Source organism: Kytococcus schroeteri, assembly GCF_002847825.1.
GTDB lineage: Bacteria > Actinomycetota > Actinomycetes > Actinomycetales > Dermatophilaceae > Kytococcus > Kytococcus schroeteri.
In genome coordinates this window covers 89,634-106,283 of sequence record NZ_PKIZ01000010.1, presented here as the reverse complement: position 1 = coordinate 106,283, position 16,650 = coordinate 89,634, and the positions used below count along the sequence as shown (strand labels likewise).

The following is a 16,650-nucleotide window of genomic DNA, read 5'->3' as shown; positions in this document are numbered from 1 at the left end:
GGGTCGGTGTAGGAACCCCCATCATCAGGGGACCTCGACCCCTACCTCGACCCGGTCACACCACCACTGCTACACCCTCAGATCGGAAGAGCCCCTTTCGTGTGTGGTGATTGTCGCGCCGCATTCTTATCGCCCCCCCCTTGCCCAGGTCAAACCGACTCGTCCTCCACCCAGTCCAGGGTGCGCTGCACGGCCTTGGCCCAGGTGCGCACGTGGCGGTCCCGCACCGCGGGGTCCATTTGCGGCTCCCACCGGCGCGCCTCGTGCCAGTGGGCGGCCAGCTCGGCGGTGTCGCGCCAGAACCCGACCGCCAGACCCGCCGCGTAGGCCGCGCCCAGGGCGGTGGTCTCGGACACCTCGGGAACCACCACGGGCACGTCGAGCACGTCGGCCTGGAACTGCATGAGCATGTCGTTGACGGTCATGCCGCCGTCCACGCGCAGCTCGGTGACGTCCAGCTCCAGCGCGGCGGCGTCGGCCAGCATCGCGTCCACCACCTCGCGGGTCTGGAAGGCGGTGGCCTCCAGCACGGCCCGGGCGATGTGCCCCTTGTCGACGTACCGGGTGAGACCGACCAGCGCGCCCCGGGCGTCGGCGCGCCAGTGCGGGGCGAACAACCCGGAGAAGGCCGGCACGAAGTAGGCGCCGCCGTTGTCGTCCACGGTGGCCGCGAGCGTCTCCACGTCGTCGGAGCTACTGATGAGGCCGAGGTTGTCGCGCAGCCACTGCACCAGGGAGCCGGTGACGGCGATGGATCCCTCGAGGGCGTAGACCGGGTCGGCCTCCCCCAGCTTCCAGCACAGCGTGGTGAGCAGGCCGTGCTGCGAGCGCACCGGCTGGCTGCCGGTGTTGAGCAGCAGGAAGTTGCCCGTGCCGTAGGTGTTCTTGGCCGTGCCCGGCTCCAGGCAGGCCTGGCCCAGGGTGGCGGCGTGCTGGTCGCCCAGCGCCCCGGCGATGGGGACACCCGCCAGCACGGTGTGCTCGTGGGCGTGGCCGTAGACCTCCGAGGAGGAACGGATCTGCGGCAGCATCGCCATCGGGATGCCCAGGGCCGCGCAGGTGTCGGCGTCCCAGGCCAGGGTGCGCAGGTCCATGAGCAGGGTGCGCGAGGCGTTGGTGACGTCGGTGACGTGGACTCCCCCGTCCACGCCGCCGGTGAGGTTCCAGACCAACCAGGTGTCCACGGTGCCGAAGAGCAGGTCACCGGCCTCGGCGCGCTCCCGGGCGCCCTCCACGTGCTGCAGCACCCAGCGCAGCTTGGGCCCGGAGAAGTAGGTGGCCAGGGGCAGGCCGGTCACCTCACGGAAGCGGTCCTCCCCCAGCGGCTCGCCGTCCGGGCCGGGTTCGGCCGCCAGCTCCTCCACCATCGAGCGGGTGCGCGTGTCCTGCCAGACCAGGGCGTTGCACACCGGCTCGCCGGTGCGGCGGTCCCACACCACGGTGGTCTCGCGCTGGTTGGTCACGCCCACGGCGGCCAGGTGCGCGGCGCTGGTGTCCGCGGCCGCCAGCACACCGGCGACCACCTGCCGGGTGGTGCGCCAGATCTCCATCGGGTCGTGCTCCACCCACCCCGGGCGGGGCAACACCTGCCGGTGCTCCAGCTGGTCGGTGGCCACCGGGCGCCCGTCGCGGTCGAAGAGCATGGCGCGGGTGCTGGTGGTGCCCTGGTCGATGGCGAGCACGTAGCGGGGGCTGGACATGACAGGCACCCTGCCACGGGCGGGGCGGAGGAGACGGGTGGATGGGCCGGCGTGCACCAGACTGGCGCCATGCCCGACTCCCCCGTGATCCCCGACGTGATGCTGGCCAAGGCCGCCGCGAAGGTCCCTGCCGCCGACGCCCTGCCCGGTGGGTGCAGCTACGAGCCCAAGTGGGACGGCTTCCGCGTGCTCGTGGTGCGCGGCGCCGCGACCGACCCCGCCGCGGCCGTGGGTGAGGGCGACGACGCGGTGGACCTGCTGGGGCGCAGCGGCAAGTCCCTGGCGCGGTACTTCCCCGAGGTGGTGGAGAAGGTGCGTGCCGTGCCGGCCCCGGCGATCGTGGACGGCGAGCTCGTGGTGCGCAGCGGGGAGCCCGGCGCCGAGCGGCTGGACTGGGACGCCCTGGCCCAGCGCATCCACCCGGCGGCCTCCCGCATCGAGCGGCTGGCGGCCGAGACCCCCGGCGAGGTGATCTGCTTCGACCTGCTGGCCGATGCGGGCGGCTCGCTTCTGGAGCGGCCCTTCGCCGAGCGACGCGAGCGGCTGGCGGCGCTCGTGGGTGGGCTCCCGGCATCCGGCGGGGTGCACCTGACCCGGGCGACGACCGACCCCGGGGAGGCGGCCGACTGGTTCACGCGCTTCGAGGGCGCGGGGCTCGACGGGATCATGGCCAAGGGGCTCGACACCCCCTACGAGCCGGGGAAGCGCACCATGCTCAAGGTGAAGCACAAGCGCACCGCCGACGCCGTGGTGGTGGGCTACCGGGTGCACAAGAGCGGCACCGGGGTGGGCTCGCTGCTGCTGGGACTGTGGTCGGGTGACCAGCTGGTGCCGGTGGGCGGGGCCTCGGCGTTCACCACGGCGCGGCGGGCCGAGCTCGAGGCCGAGCTGCAGCCCTGGGTGGTGCGTGAGGCCGACGGGTCGGTGGCCAGCGCCGAGCGGGCGCGCAACCGGTTCACCTCCGGCAAGGACACCAGCTACGTGCCGCTGCGCCCCGAGCGCGTGGTGGAGGTGGCCTTCGACCAGCTGGAGGGCCACCGGTTCCGCCACGCGGTGCGCTTCCTACGCTGGCGCGACGACAAGGACGCCGCGCAGTGCACGCTGGAGCAGGTGGACGTGGCCTCCGGCTACGATCTGGACGCCGTGCTGGCCGCGGACTCCTGAGAGTCCCCACCGGAGCGCACGGCCACGAACACCTCGGGAGGACCCATGCACGCACTGCTCACCGCCGCCGGCGAGACGACCTCGTGGATCCCGGGCGCCGTGTGCGCCGGGCTGCTGGCCGTGGTGGCCGTGCTGATGCTGGGACGCTCCGGCTCCCTGCCGGTGCCGGTCAAGGGCATCGTGCGCGCGATGTCGCTCGTGGCCCTGCTGGTGGGGGCCGGCCTGTACCTCCTGGGCGCCAACGGCATGGGGTGGCTGCCGCTGGCCCTGGTGACCTTCGTGGCCCTGCTGCTGGTGCTGGGCACCACCGGGCTGCTGGCCACCCGCGCCGAGCGCACCGCGCGGGAGCGCCGCGCCGCGCGCGACTGAGGGCCGCCGGCCTCAGGCCTTCCGCGCCCGGCTCGGCTGCACACGGGGCGGCTCACCCGGCATTTTCGGGTGGTCCGGCGGGAACGGCTCCTCCCCCAGCCCGCGCTCGAGGTCGGCCTCCCACATCGCCATGACCGGGGAGAAGTCCCCGCGATGCTCGAGCATGTCGGCCCACGGGTCGGGCTCGGCCAGGTGCTCTGCCACGGTGTGCACGCTCACCGCGCCGGGCACCACGGCATCGAGGGCGGCCCACGCCACCGGCAGCGACACCGGCGCACCCGGCAGCGCACGGGGGCTCCACGCCCCGGCCAGCGTGCGGTCGCGGCAGTGCTGGTTGAAGTCGACGAAGCACTTGTCGCCCCGCTCCTCCTTCCACCAGCGCGTGGTCACCAGCTCCGGCAGGCGGCGCTCCAACTCGCGGGCCAGCGCGATAACACCGTGGCGCACGTCGAGGAACTCCCGCTCCGGGGCGATGGGGGCGAACACGTGCAGACCCCGGTTGCCGGAGGTCTTCACGTAGGCGGTGAGCCCCACCTCCTCGAGGAGCTCGCGGGCCGCCCGGGCGATGGTGACGACGTCGCCGAAGCCGCGCCCCGGCATCGGGTCGAGGTCCAGGCGTACCTGGTCCGGGCAGTCGTTGAGCAGCTCCCCGGAGTGGTCAGTGGTCCGCACGGGCCAGGGGTGGACGGTGAGCGTGGACATCTGCGCCGCCCAGACCACCGAGGCCACCTCGTCGAGGACGACCTGCTCGTGCGAGCGCCCGCTGGGGTAGGTGCAGGTCGTGGTGCGCAGGTACTCCGGGGCGCCCTTGGGCGGGTTCTTGGAGTAGAACTCCTCCCCCGTGATGCCGGTGGGGAAACGCTGCAGGGTCACCGGCCGGTCGGCGTTGGCGGTCAGGAAGCGTTCGCCGACGGCCACGAGGTACTCCGCGAGGTCGAGCTTCGTGACCTCGAGCGCCCCGGGCGCCTCGCCGGCGGGGCACATGACGCGGTCGGGGCTGGAGACCCGCACCTGCCGCACCGTGCCGTCCGGTCCGGGCACCTCCAGGGTGGTGGCCTTGCTCGCCATGCCGTGCTCCTGCCTCGAGGGGGTGCGCGGTGAGCCCGCGCACCGGCGAGCCTACGGCGCGGTCCGTGCGCTGCGGCCTCGTTCACCGGGCGTCCACGTGGGCGGCACCTTGTGCACACCGTGGTCTGTCAGGGTGCAGCGTCCTGTTCCCCCACCTGGGAGACCACGCACCATGCGACCCCTCACCCGCACCCCGCTGGCCCTGACGCTGGCCCTCCTGCTGCCGGCCGCCTCCCTGGCCGGCGCGGCCACCGCGCCCGCGCACGCCGTCTCGGAGGACCTCGTGATCTCCGAGGCCTACGGCGGCGGCGGCAACTCCGGCGCCCCGCTGCGCAACGACTTCGTGGAGCTGTTCAACCGTGGCGACCACGCCGTCGACCTCACCGGCTGGACCCTGGAGTACCGCTCCGCCACCGGCAGCTCCGCCCAGGTGACGAAGCTCTCCGGCTCCGTGGCCCCCGGCGCCCGGTTCCTGGTGCAGCAGGCCGCCGGGTCCAACACCTCCGCGGCCCCGCTGCCCACCCCGGACGCCACCGGCACCGTGCCGATGTCCTCCTCCGGCGCCAAGCTGCAGTTGGTGGGCCCGGACGGCTCCGTGGTGGACCTGCTGGGCTGGGGCGGCGCGAACGCCGCCGAGGGCCTGCCGGCCGGCGCCACCTCCAACACCACCTCGGTGGCCCGCACGCAGCCGTGCCACGACACCGACAGCAACGCCGCGGACTTCACCACCGGCGCCCCCACCCCGGAGAACAGCACCGAGGCCCCCGTGGACTGCTCCGCGGTGCCGGACCCCGACCCGGACCCCGAGCCGGGCGACGTCACCATCGCCGAGATCCAGGGCACCGCGCACCGCTCCCCGCTGGAGGGCCAGGGCGTGCGGGGCGTTCCCGGCGTGGTGACCACCACCGACCGCAACGGCTTCTGGATGCAGTCGACCACCCCGGACGAGGACGACGCCACCAGCGAGGGCGTGTACGTGTACACCCGCGGCAAGACCCGGGTGGCCGTGGGCGACGCGGTGCTCGTGGACGGCCTGGTGGCCGAGTACCGGCCCGGCGGTTCCGGCGGCCACGACAACCTCACCACCACCCAGCTCACCAACCCCACCGTGACCGTGACCGGCACCAGCGAGGTGCCCGCCCCGGTGGTGCTTGGCGAGGACGTGCAGGTGCCCGCGCAGACGGTGGAGTCCGGCGACCCGGGTTCGGTGGAGTACGCCGGCGTGCCCTTCCTGCCGCAGGTCGACGCCATCGATGCCTACGAGGCGCTGGAGGGCATGCGCGTGGGCGTCCGCGACGCGCAGGCGGTGGGCCCCACCGCCTCGTTCGACGAGGTGCCCGTGGTGCCTGCCGACGCCGGGGCGCAGCGCAGCGTCTTCGGCGGCGTGGTCTACGGCGGCTACGGCCAGCCGAACGCCCGTCGCGTGCAGCTGGCCGGCGACCTGCTGGGCTCCGAGGGGCTGCCGCAGGTGGACACCGGCGCGCGCTTCGACGGCCTGACCGCCGGCGTGCTCGACTACTCGTACGCCAACTTCAAGCTCAAGGTGACCGAGCTGGGCTCCGTGCAGGCCAGCCCGTTCAGCCGCGACGTGGCCGCGCCCAACCGCAAGGACGCCCTCGAGGTGGCCACCTTCAACGTGGAGAACCTCGACCCCACCGACGACGCCGCCAAGTTCGACGGCCTGGCCCGCCAGCTGGTGGACCACCTGGGCGCCCCCGACATCGTGGCCCTGGAGGAGGTGCAGGACGACAACGGCGTGCAGAACGACGGCACCGTGGACTCCTCCACCACCACCGACCAGCTCATCGCCGCCATCGAGGCCGCCGGCGGCCCCCGCTACGAGGCCCGCTGGGTGAACCCCGAGGACGGTCAGGACGGCGGCCAGCCGGGCGGCAACATCCGCAACGTGATGCTGCACCGCACCGACGTGGACGGCCTGAGGTTCGTGCACCGCCCCGGCGGCGACGCGACCACGGCCACCACCGTGGAGTCCCGTGGCCGCTGGGCGGCGCTCTCGGCCTCGCCCGGCCGCATCAACCCGCTGAGCAGCGCGTGGGAGAACTCCCGCAAGCCGGTGGTGGCCGAGTACTCCTTCCAGGGCCGCCCGGTGTTCGTCATCGGCGTGCACTTCAGCTCCAAGGGCGGTGACGACCCGATCTTCGGCCGCTGGCAGCAGCCGGTGCGCTCCTCGGAGACCCAGCGCATGGAGCAGGCCCGCGAGGTGCGCGGCTTCGTGGACTCGCTGCTGGCCAAGGACGCGCAGGCGAACGTCATCGTGGCCGGTGACGTGAACGACTTCGAGTTCTCGCCCGTGGCCGACACGCTCGTGGGCTCGGGTGCCACGGCGCTGCGGGACCTGCCGCGCGAGCTGCACCCGGCCGACCGGTACACGTACACCTACCAGGGCAACAGCCAGGTGCTGGACCACCTGCTGCTCTCCCCGGGCATGACCACGGCCTTCCAGGGCAAGCGTCCGGTGACGGCCTACCGCCACGACGTGGTGCACGTCAACGCCGACTTCCACGACCAGCTGAGCGACCACGACCCGCAGGTGGTCAGCGTGGACCGTCGCGCTCTGCGCTGACCGGCCACGCGCGCCCTGCGCTGACTCACCCGCGCGCCACCCCCGTCGACCCGATGGGGGTGGCGCGCAGCGTGCGGTGGGAGGATCTGCCCATGGACATCCCCCTGCTCAACTCCGCCAAGTACCCTCTGGGCCGCGACGACTCCGCGTGGCGCGAGGAGCTCTCCGCCGAGGAGTACGCCGTGCTGCGCCAGTCCGGCACCGAGCGACCCGGCACCGGGAAGTTCGAGTCCTTCGAGGGCGAGGGCGTCTACTCCTGCCGCGGGTGCGGCACCGAACTCTTCCGCAGCAGCACCAAGTTCGACGCACACTGCGGCTGGCCGGCCTTCTACGCCCCGCTCGCCGAGGACCGCGTGGAGTATCTCAAGGACAACTCCCTGCCGAACCGCCCCCGCATCGAGGCCCGGTGCGCGGCGTGCGGCTCCCACTTGGGCCACGTGTTCACCGGCGAGGGCTTCGACACCCCCACGGACACGCGCTACTGCATCAACTCCGTGTGCATGACCTTCACCCCCGACGACGGCGGCGAGACCGTCCGCGGCGGACGGGACTGACGCTCCCCTCGACGACGACGGCGGCCCGCTCCGGTGAAGGAGCTGGCCGTCGTCGTGCAGTCGGTCGGTGGGTGCCTCAGCCGGCCTGCACGGCCGGGTGGTGCGGCAGCTCACGCACGATGTCGGCCAGCGGGGTGCGCTTGCCGGTGTGGAAGGGCGTCTCCAGGGTCACGTGGCGGCGCGCGTCGGTCTCGCGCATGGTGCGCATGAGGTCCACGATCTGGCCCAGGTCGTCGGACTCGAAGGCCAGCACCCACTCGTAGTCGGCCAGGCCGAAGGCGGGGATGGTGTTGGCGCGCACCTCGGAGTAGTCACGGGCCTTCATGCCGTGCTCCACGAGCATGCGGCGGCGCTCGTCGGCCTCCATGAGGTACCACTCCGGGTCGCGTACGAAGGGGTACAGGCACAGGTACTCGCGTACACGACCACCGGCGAGGAAGGCCGGCACGTGGGACTTGTTGAACTCCGCCGGGCGGTGCAGGGCCGATGCGGTCCAGGTGCAGCGGGAGCGCGCGCCGAGCTCGGTGCGGCGGAAGGCACGGAAGGCGGCCTGCAGCTGGTCGTTGGACTCCGCGTGCCACCACACGAGGTAGTCCGCACCGGGGCGCATGCCCGCGATGTCGTACGTGCCGCGCAGCTCCACGCCCTGGGCGGACAGGCCGTCGAGGAACTCCTGGGCCTCGGTGGCGATCTGCTCCACGCGGTCGGCGGGCAGGACGTCCGGCACCTCGAAGACCGACCACATCGTGTAGCGGACGGACTCGTTGATCTCCCGGACCTTGGCGGGGCTGACGCGATCTGAGCTGCTCATGCGCCCATCCTCCCACCGGCCACGAGGCGGGCGGCGGCCGCCCTCGCGGTACCGATGCAGGCCGGGATGCCCACCCCGTCGTACACCGACCCGGCGAGCTCCAGGCCGGGCACGGCGGCCACGGCGTCGGCCACGCGGGCCATGCGCTCCAGGTGCCCCACTTCGTACTGGGGCAGGCCGTCGGGCCAGCGCTGCACCCGGACCTCCAGCGGCGCGGGAAGGTCGGCGCCAGTGTGCTCCGCGACGGCCTGCGCCACGTCGGCCAGGGCCAGGGCGCCCAGCTCGTCGTCCGTGCGGTCGGAGAGGTCGTCCCCGGCCCGGCCCAGGGAGGCGCGCACGAGGGTGACCTCGTCGTCGCCCACACCGGGCCACTTGGCACTGAGGAAGGTGGAGGCCTTGATGGCGCGGCCGTCCACCGGGGGCACGAGGAAGCCCGAGCGGTCCAGGGGCGGCATCGCGGCGGTGGGGAACGCGAAGGTCACCACCACCATCGAGGCGGTGGGCACGGCGGCCAGTTCGTCGGCCGCGGCGGGCAGCTCGGGCCGCAGCAGGGCGGCCGCGGCCGGGGCGGGCACGGCCAGGAGCACGGCGTCGGCGGGCAGCGCCTGGCCTGCGGCGCGGACCTCCCAGCCCCCGTCGGTGCGCGTCACGGCCTCGACCGGGGTGCCGGTGCGGACCCTCACACCCCGGGCCACCAGGTCGTCGGTGAGCGCCTCCACGAGGCGGGCCAGGCCCCCGGGCAGGGAGGCGAACGGCGGTGCGGGCCGGGCCTGCGTGCCTCCCCCGCTGCGGGCGGTGGCGGCCTGCACGGCCTCGGTGAGCGAGCGCCCCTCGGCCGCGGCCTCGGCGAGCGCCGGCAGGCAGGCCCGCACCGAGAGCCGGCGGGCGTGGCCGGCGTACACCCCGCCCAGGAGCGGCTCCACGAGGCGGTCCACCACCGCGTCGCCCATCCGCTCGGCCACGAGGTCGCCCAGCGAGACGTCCTCGACCAGCGGCGGGTGCTCGCGGCCGGAGTCGTCGGCGCGGTCCACCTCCTGCTCGGTGAGAAGCCCGGCGGCCTGCGCGGCGTCGCCGGGCACACCCATGAGGGTGCCGCGGGGCACCGGGTGGATGCCGCCACGCGACCAGACCGCGGCCGGCACCCCGGTGGGGTGCACGGCCTCCTCGGCCAGGCCCAGCTCGGCCAGCAGGTCCGTCGCCTCGGGGCGGGTGGTGAGCACCGATTCCGCACCGAGGTCCACGGTGCGGCCGGCCACCTCGCCGCGCAGCAGCACACCGCCAGCGCGCTCCCGCGCCTCGAGCACGGTCACGTCACCCGACGCGATGCCGTGGTGAACCACCAGCTCCCGGGCGGCCACCAGGCCGCTGAGTCCTCCACCGACGACGACCGCTCGCGTCATCGCGCGGAGACCTCGTGCACGCGCGCGGTGACGCGGGTGAGGACGTCGGGGTCGGTGGACGGCAGCACCCCGTGGCCGAGGTTGAAGATGTGGCCCGGCGCGGTGCGGCCGGCGGCGACGATCTCGTCGACGCGGGCCATGAGCGGCTCGGTGGGGGCGAACAGCAGGGCCGGGTCGAGATTGCCCTGCAGCGCGTGGCGGCCGCCGGTGCGGGCCAGGGCGTCGGCCAGGTCCACGCGGTAGTCCACGCCCACCACCTCGGCGCCGGCGTCACCCATGAGGTCGAGCAGCTCCCCGGTGCCCACGCCGAAGTGGATGCGGGGGACGCGGCCCTCCACGGCGGCGAGAACGGCCGCGGAGTGCGGGGCCACGAAGCGCTGGTAGTCGCGGCGGTTGAGATAGCCCACCCAGGAGTCGAAGAGCTGCACCGCATCGGAGCCGGCGTCCACCTGCACCTGCAGGAAGGCCCCGGCGATGGCGGCCAGGCGCTCGCACAGCGCGTTCCACAGCTCGGGGTCGCCGTGCATGAGGGCCTTGGTGTTCTCGTGGTTCTTCGACGGGCCCCCTTCCACCAGGTAGCTGGCCAGCGTGAACGGCGCGCCGGCGAAGCCGATGAGGGCCTGGTCGGGGCGCAGCTCGCGGCGCACGGCGGCGATGGCGGCGCTGATGTCCGGGACCATGTCGGGCGTGAGCTCCGGCAGCCGGTCCAGGTCGGCACGGGTGCGGAAGGGCTGCGGCACCACCGGGCCGGTGCCCGGCACGATGTCGAGATCCACCCCCACGGCCTGCAGCGGCACCACGATGTCGCTGAAGAAGATGGCGGCGTCCACGTCGTGGCGGCGCACCGGCTGCAGGGTGATCTCGGTGACCAGGTCGGTGTCGCGGCAGGCCTCGAGCATGGCGTTGCCCTCACGGACAGCGCGGTACTCCGGCAGCGAGCGACCGGCCTGGCGCATGAACCACACCGGCGTGTGCGGCACCTCCTGTCCCCGTGCGGCGGCGACAAGGGTGGGCACCGTGGCGGAGGGCGTGGGGGAACCGGTGGCGGCGTGCTCAGTCATGGCCGAATCGTCCCACGGCAGCAGCCGTGTCACCGGCCGGGGCGGGGCGGCACGGCGCGCCTGCGGGAGGTTGTCGGCGCCGCGCCATATCGTCCCCGGTGTGACCCCCCGTTTCCTGCCCGGGCGCCGTGCTGCGGACCCGGAGGCCGCCCTGGAGATGCTGCGGAGCGCCCCGCCGCGCGCCGGCGTGCTCTGCGAGGAGGTCCCCTCCCCCTCGCGTCTGGCCCCCACCTCGGTGGCCTTCACCGCCGAGGTGCCGGCCGCCGACCCGGAGGCCGAGCCGTTGGCCGCCGGCCGCTTCGTGCTGCTGCACGACCCGGACTCGCCGGAGGAGTGGGGCGGTGACTGGCGCGTGGTGACCTTCGCGAGCAGCCCGGTGGAGTCCGAGCTGGCGCACGACCCCTTGTTCGGCGAGGTGGGTCGAGCCTGGCTGCAGGAGTGCCTGGCCCAGCAGGGGTGCCACCTGGAGACGCTCAGCGGCACCAGCACGCGCGTCACCTCGGAGCCCTTCGGGGCCCGCGAGCACCTCGGGCCGGAGGTCACCCTGGAGGTGCGCGCCTCCTGGACACCCCTGGACGCAGACCTGCTGCGCCACTTCGACGCCTGGAGGGACCTGTTGTGCACGATCGCCGGGCTGCCGCCCGTCCCGGAGCTCCCGCAGGGCGTGGTGGCCCTGCACGGGGTGCGCTGATGCCCACCCCGCTGGACCGCCCTGCCGAGCCGCTGCCGGAGGTGGTGGCCGACGACGCCGCGCTGGCCGAGGCCGCCGCCCGGCTCGCCGCCGGCACCGGACCGGTGGCCGTGGACGCCGAGCGCGCCTCGGGCCACCGCTACGGCAACGACGCCTACCTGGTGCAGCTGCGCCGCGAGGGGGCCGGCACCGTGCTGCTGGACCCCACCGGCATCGACGACATGTCGCCCCTGTCCGCGGCACTGGACGGCCCGGAGTGGGTGCTGCACGCCGCCACCCAGGACCTGCCCTGCCTCACCGACCTGGGACTGGCACCCCGCGCCCTGTTCGACACCGAGCTGGGCGGGCGCCTCGTGGGACTGCCCCGGGTCGGCCTGGCCGCGGTGGTGGAGCACTACCTGGGGCTCACCCTGGCCAAGGAGCACTCGGCCGTGGACTGGTCCACCCGCCCGCTCCCCCACGACTGGCTGGTCTACGCCGCGCTGGACGTGGAGGTCCTCGTGGAGACCCGCGACGCGATGGAGCAGGACCTCGAGCGCCTGGGCCGTCTGGAGTGGGCGCGGCAGGAGTTCGAGGCCCTCACGCACTTCCGCGGCAAGGAGCACACCGAGGAGGCCTGGCGCCGCACGTCGGGCTCCCACCGGCTGCGCCGTCCGCGGCAGGCCGCCACGCTGCGCGAGCTGTGGCAGGTGCGCGACGCCATGGCCCGCGAGCGCGACGTGCCGCCCTCCAAGGTGATCCGCGACGAGGCGCTCGTGGCCCTGGCCACCGCCCCGATGGTGGAGCCGGCCGACATGGCCCCGGTGGTGAAGTTCGCCCTCGCCGGCCGCAGCGGCCGCGCCCGAGGCGGCCGGCCCTCGCGCACCGCGGGCACCACCGAGCGCCGCGTGCGCCGGGCCCTGGCCACGCTGCAGGGCCACCAGGAGCAGTGGTGGGGGGCCGTGCAGCGCGCCCGCGCCCTGCCCGAGGACCAGCTGCCCGCCGCCCGCCTGCCCGCCGTGGGGGCACCCCCGGCCAAGGCGTGGGCCGACAAGGACCCCCGCGCCGCCGCGCGCCTGGCCCGAGCACGGGCCGACCTCGGGGAGATCGCCGACGACCTGGGCGTGCCCGTGGAGAACCTCCTCACCCCCTCGCTGCTGCGCGACCTGCTCTGGGAGACCGCCGAGAGGGACCGGGTGGACGCCGACGAGGTGGAGCGCCATCTGGCGGACGGCGGGGCGCGTGAGTGGCAGCGTGGCCTGGCGGTGCCGGTGGTGGTGCGCGCCGTCGCCGAGGCGGCCGCCTGAGGCCGTCGGGCACCCGCAGGTGGGCCATGACACACGGCCTGTCGGAGCGTCGGCCGGTTGCGATATCTCATCCATGAGATACCGTCGAGGGCATGACTGATGAGTACTTGGCACGGATCGGGAACCTCATCCGCGACGCCCGACTGCACCGGGGCATGACCCAGCAGCAGGTCGCGGAGATCCTGAACACCAGCCAGAGCGCGGTCGCGCGCATGGAGCAGGGCAAGCAGAACCTCTCCCTGGACACCATCGCCCGCGTGAGCGAGGCCCTCGACCACGACATCGTCGTGCCGGCCTCCATGCCCCAGCACCTGCGCATCGAGGGCGGACGCAAGCTCTCCGGCAGCATCGAGGTGCGCACCTCCAAGAACGCCGCCGTGGCGCTGCTGTGCGCCTCCCTGCTCAACAAGGGCACCACCACGCTGCGCAACCTCGCCCGCATCGAGGAGGTCAACCGCCTCATCGAGGTGCTGAACTCCCTCGGCGTCGAGACCAAGTGGCTCGGTGACACCAACGACCTGCGCATCACCCCGCCGGAGCGCCTCAAGCTCGAGGAGATCGACGAGGCCGCGGCCCGCCGCACCCGCTCGATCATCATGTTCCTCGGCCCGCTGCTGCACCGGTACCCCGAGTTCCAGCTGCCCTACGCCGGCGGCTGCGACCTGGGCACCCGCACCGTGGGCCCGCACCTGAACTCGCTCAAGCCCTTCGGCCTGGAGGTGCTGGCCACCGAGGGCCAGTACAACGCCACGGTCACCAAGAAGGCCCCGGGCCGCGCGATCGTGCTCACCGAGCGCGGCGACACGGTCACCGAGAACGTCATCATGGCCGCCGCCATGGAGCCGACCACCACGGTCATCCGCAACGCCTCGAGCAACTACATGGTGCAGGACCTGTGCTTCTTCCTCGAGGCGCTGGGCGTGAGGATCGAGGGCGTGGGCACCACCACGCTCACCATCACCGGCGTGGAGGACATCGACACCGACGTCGAGTACTCCCCCAGCGAGGACCCCATCGAGGCGATGAGCCTGCTGACGGCCGGCATCGTCACCCAGTCCGAGATCACCATCGAGCGGGCGCCGATCGAGTTCCTCGAGATCGAGCTGGCCACCCTCGAGCACATGGGCATGAAGTACGAGCTCACCGAGGAGTACACCTCGGCCAACGGGCGCACCCGCCTGGCGGACATCACGTACAAGCCCGGCCCGCTGGTGGCACCGCAGGACAAGGTGCACTCGATGCCGTACCCCGGCCTCAACATCGACAACCTCCCGTTCTTCGTGATCATCGGCGCCATGGCCGAGGGCAAGACGCTGGTGCACGACTGGGTGTACGAGAACCGCGCCATCCACCTCACCGAGCTGTCCACCCTGGGCGCCCGCGTGCAGCTGCTCGACCCGCACCGCATCCAGGTGGAGGGCCCGACCCGCTGGCGCGCCGCCGAGATCATGTGCCCGCCGGCGCTGCGCCCGGGCGTGGTCATCCTGCTCGGCATGCTCGCCGCGCCGGGCACCTCGGTGCTGCGCAACGTGTACGTCATCAACCGCGGCTACGAAGCGCTGGCCACGCGCCTCAACGAGTTGGGCGCGAGCATCACGGTGTTCCGCGACATCTGATCTCCCACCGCACGGCCAACGGCCGGGTCCGCAGGCGCGGGCCCGGCCGTCGTGTGTGTGGCGTGGTGGACGGGGCGGGCCACCACAGGACAGATCCCGTTCACCGAGGTGGTGGAGGCTGCCCCCATGGCCGCCACGCGACACCTCTTCCCCGAGGACCCTGCCCCCGCCGCCCGCATCCCCTCCCCCGGCGGTGCCGACGCCGGGGACACGCGCACGCCCTACCTGGCGGGTGACGGCCCGCTCGTGCTGGCCCACCGCGGGTTCGCCCCGGACGGCAGCGAGAACTCGATGGCGGCCTTCGACGCCGCCGTGGCCCTGGGCTGCACGTACGTGGAGACCGACGTGCACGCCACCGCCGACGGCGTGGTGGTGGCCTTCCACGACGACACCCTGGACCGCGTCACCGACGCCACCGGCCGCATCGCCGACCTGCCGTGGGAGCAGGTGCGCCGGGCCCGCATCACCGGCGGCCACCCGGTGCCCACGCTGGAGGAACTGCTCACCCGGCATCCGGGACTGCGCCTCAACGTGGACCTCAAGTCCGACGGCGCGGTGGAGCCGACCGTGGCCCTCGTGGAGCGCCTCGGCGTGCACGACCGGGTGCTGCTCACCTCGTTCGACGACGCCCGCCGCCAGCGCGCGCTGGATCTGCTCTCGCGCCCCGTGGCCACCTCGGCCGGGCAGGCCCGCACGGCCGCGATGTGGGCCGCCAGCCGGCTGCTCGTGCTCGCCGCCGGCATCGGGGTGGGTACCGCCGAGCTGACCCGGGGGCGCCTGGCCGCACCGGGGCGGCGTCTGGCCACGGCGGCCGAGGAGTGGACCCACCGGCTCGTGCGGCGGGTGGCCCACGGCATCGACGCCTACCAGGTGCCCGAGCACTTCCGGGGGCTGCGCGTGGTGGACCACGCCTTCCTCGACGCGGCGCACCTCGCCGGCGCGCAGGTGCACGTGTGGACCGTCAACGAGGAGGCCGACATGCGGCGCCTGCTCGACCTGGGCGTCGACGGCCTGGTGACCGACCGCGCCGACCGCGCCCTGGCGGTGGTGGCCGGACGGTCCTGAGCCGACGGGTGTGCGTCGACCGGGTGTGAGTCGACCGTGCGGCACCTGTGAGTCGGGGGCGAGCCGCGCACGGGCCGGGGCTGGCACAGTGGGGGCATCCGGTCGAGGGCCGGGCCCACCACCGGGGCCACCCCGACGGCGAGCTCGTACACGACCACCGCCGACGTGGACGACGACGGCACGAAGGACCGCGTCACCATCACCTCCGGCAGCAAGACCACCCGGGTGACCGTCCGCCTGGCCACCGGGCGCACCGTCTCCACCGGCCACACCCACGGCCCCGTCCTCACCCGTGCCCGCACCCAGTACGTGGGCGCCGCCCACATCTCGGCGTGGTCGAGCCTGGGCTACCGCCGTGAGCGACTGTCCAACGGCACGATCCGGGCGCACACCTCCGTGGGCATCGCGCCCCGCCCCGGCGATGACTTCCGCCAGAGGCACTGCTGCACGGACGGGTGACAGGTCGGGTCAGGCTGCCTGAGCGGCCAGTGTGGTCATGATGGTCTCGTACTCGATGGGGGCCAACCGGCCGATAGCGTCCTGCCGCCGGCGGCGGTGGTAGGTGCGCTCGATCCAGGTGACGATCGCGATCCACAGGTCCTGTCGGGTCGTCCAGTGCCGACGGTCCAGGACGTTCTTCTGCACCAGAGGGAAGAAGGACTCCATCGCAGCGTTGTCGCCGGCCGCGCCGACCTTGCCCATGGAGCCGACCATGCCGTGACGGTGCAGAGCGCGGACGAACGTCCGGCTTCGGAACTGCGATGCCCTGTCGGTGTGCAGGGCATTGGCGCGGTAAGCGGCGGCCAGCTCGGCGTCAGTGACCGGGCTGGACAGCCACCGGTAGCAGGGCTGGCGAGCGATCTCGAGCACCCGGCACGTCACCATGACGGGGATCCCGTCACCGGCCAGCTCGCGGACGAGCGGGTACATCACTTTCCCGGCAGGTTCGCCTGAGACAGGTAAGCCGCAGCGCGGCGCAAGACCTCGTTCTCCTGCTCCAGCAACCGGATCCGCTTCGTGGCCTCCCTCAGCTCGACGTTCTCCGCTGTCATCCTCCCGGGCCGGGCGCCATCGGTCACCTCGGCCGCGCGCATCCAGTTGCGCAAGCACGACTCGGCGATCCCGAAGTCGGCTGCGATCTACTTGATCGTCTGTCCAGATTCACGGTTTCGGGCGACGTTGACCACGTCGTCACGGAACTCTTGGGGACAGGGCTTGGGCACGGTGCACATCCGTCCAGCGACGCCTCGTAGCGTCACAGACCAGATGTCACCTACCTGT

Annotated in this window: 14 protein-coding genes and 1 pseudogene; 9 read left to right on the top strand and 6 right to left on the bottom strand. The window is 73.4% G+C overall.

Going from position 1 to position 16,650, the window contains the following annotated elements:
- Window positions 1-149: 149 nt before the first annotated feature.
- Complete coding sequence (gene glpK, locus CYJ76_RS06655; protein ID WP_101849606.1) at window positions 150-1,700, bottom strand: glycerol kinase GlpK; 1,551 nt, start codon at window positions 1,698-1,700, stop codon at window positions 150-152.
- 69 nt (window positions 1,701-1,769) lie between these two features.
- Between glpK and CYJ76_RS06650 the strand changes: the two genes are divergently transcribed.
- Both CYJ76_RS06650 and CYJ76_RS06645 read left to right on the top strand, forming a co-directional pair.
- Window positions 1,770-2,864 carry an ATP-dependent DNA ligase gene (locus CYJ76_RS06650; RefSeq protein ID WP_101849611.1) on the top strand — a complete coding sequence of 365 codons (1,095 nt, stop codon included), beginning with the start codon at window positions 1,770-1,772 and terminating at the stop codon, window positions 2,862-2,864.
- 45 nt (window positions 2,865-2,909) lie between these two features.
- The gene (locus CYJ76_RS06645; RefSeq protein WP_070705694.1) at window positions 2,910-3,233 is read left to right on the top strand and encodes a hypothetical protein; all 324 of its coding nucleotides are present in this window, start codon (window positions 2,910-2,912) and stop codon (window positions 3,231-3,233) included.
- 12 nt (window positions 3,234-3,245) lie between these two features.
- Here the strand turns inward: CYJ76_RS06645 and CYJ76_RS06640 are convergent, their stop codons facing one another.
- Window positions 3,246-4,301 (bottom strand): DNA polymerase domain-containing protein, encoded by a 1,056-nt coding sequence (locus CYJ76_RS06640; protein ID WP_070705695.1) that lies wholly within the window; start codon window positions 4,299-4,301, stop codon window positions 3,246-3,248.
- A gap of 172 nt (window positions 4,302-4,473) precedes the next feature.
- Here CYJ76_RS06640 and CYJ76_RS06635 point away from each other — a divergent pair, with 172 nt between their 5' ends.
- Together CYJ76_RS06635 and msrB are read left to right on the top strand one after the other, a co-directional pair.
- Window positions 4,474-6,885: a lamin tail domain-containing protein gene (locus tag CYJ76_RS06635; protein WP_101849605.1), complete on the top strand. Its 2,412-nt coding sequence runs from the start codon at window positions 4,474-4,476 to the stop codon at window positions 6,883-6,885.
- A 92-nt stretch (window positions 6,886-6,977) separates the two neighbouring features.
- Window positions 6,978-7,439 carry a peptide-methionine (R)-S-oxide reductase MsrB gene (gene msrB, locus CYJ76_RS06630; protein WP_070705697.1) on the top strand — a complete coding sequence of 154 codons (462 nt, stop codon included), beginning with the start codon at window positions 6,978-6,980 and terminating at the stop codon, window positions 7,437-7,439.
- 76 nt (window positions 7,440-7,515) lie between these two features.
- Here the strand turns inward: msrB and hemQ are convergent, their stop codons facing one another.
- Genes hemQ through hemE form a run of 3 tightly spaced genes read right to left on the bottom strand, consistent with a single transcriptional unit; the run spans window position 7,516 to window position 10,711 of the window.
- A complete protein-coding gene (hemQ, locus tag CYJ76_RS06625; protein WP_070705698.1) occupies window positions 7,516-8,250 on the bottom strand; it encodes a hydrogen peroxide-dependent heme synthase in 735 nt (244 codons plus the stop codon).
- Window positions 8,247-9,650 carry a protoporphyrinogen oxidase gene (gene hemG, locus CYJ76_RS06620; RefSeq protein WP_101849604.1) on the bottom strand — a complete coding sequence of 468 codons (1,404 nt, stop codon included), beginning with the start codon at window positions 9,648-9,650 and terminating at the stop codon, window positions 8,247-8,249. Before hemG ends, hemQ begins: the two co-directional genes overlap by 4 nt.
- Window positions 9,647-10,711 (bottom strand): uroporphyrinogen decarboxylase, encoded by a 1,065-nt coding sequence (hemE, locus tag CYJ76_RS06615; protein ID WP_070704791.1) that lies wholly within the window; start codon window positions 10,709-10,711, stop codon window positions 9,647-9,649. Before hemE ends, hemG begins: the two co-directional genes overlap by 4 nt.
- Before the next feature lie 100 nt (window positions 10,712-10,811).
- Here hemE and CYJ76_RS06610 point away from each other — a divergent pair, with 100 nt between their 5' ends.
- From CYJ76_RS06610 to CYJ76_RS06590, 5 genes are all read left to right on the top strand, one after another.
- Entirely contained in the window at window positions 10,812-11,402 is a 591-nt protein-coding gene (locus CYJ76_RS06610; protein ID WP_070704788.1) for a DUF3000 family protein, read from the top strand.
- Entirely contained in the window at window positions 11,402-12,688 is a 1,287-nt protein-coding gene (locus tag CYJ76_RS06605) for an HRDC domain-containing protein (RefSeq protein WP_101849603.1), read from the top strand. The genes CYJ76_RS06610 and CYJ76_RS06605 overlap by 1 nt, the downstream gene beginning before the upstream one ends.
- 92 nt (window positions 12,689-12,780) lie before the next feature.
- The gene (locus CYJ76_RS06600; protein WP_070704354.1) at window positions 12,781-14,304 is read left to right on the top strand and encodes a helix-turn-helix domain-containing protein; all 1,524 of its coding nucleotides are present in this window, start codon (window positions 12,781-12,783) and stop codon (window positions 14,302-14,304) included.
- Window positions 14,305-14,430: 126 nt separating this feature from the next.
- A complete protein-coding gene (locus CYJ76_RS06595; RefSeq protein ID WP_101849610.1) occupies window positions 14,431-15,369 on the top strand; it encodes a glycerophosphodiester phosphodiesterase in 939 nt (312 codons plus the stop codon).
- Between the two features lie 165 nt (window positions 15,370-15,534).
- Window positions 15,535-15,828, top strand: coding sequence for a hypothetical protein (locus tag CYJ76_RS06590; protein ID WP_101849602.1), 294 nt, complete (start codon window positions 15,535-15,537; stop codon window positions 15,826-15,828).
- Window positions 15,829-15,837: 9 nt separating this feature from the next.
- Here CYJ76_RS06590 and CYJ76_RS12640 read toward each other — a convergent pair.
- Window positions 15,838-16,592 (bottom strand): annotated as a pseudogene (locus CYJ76_RS12640) (transposase).
- Window positions 16,593-16,650 lie beyond the last annotated feature (58 nt).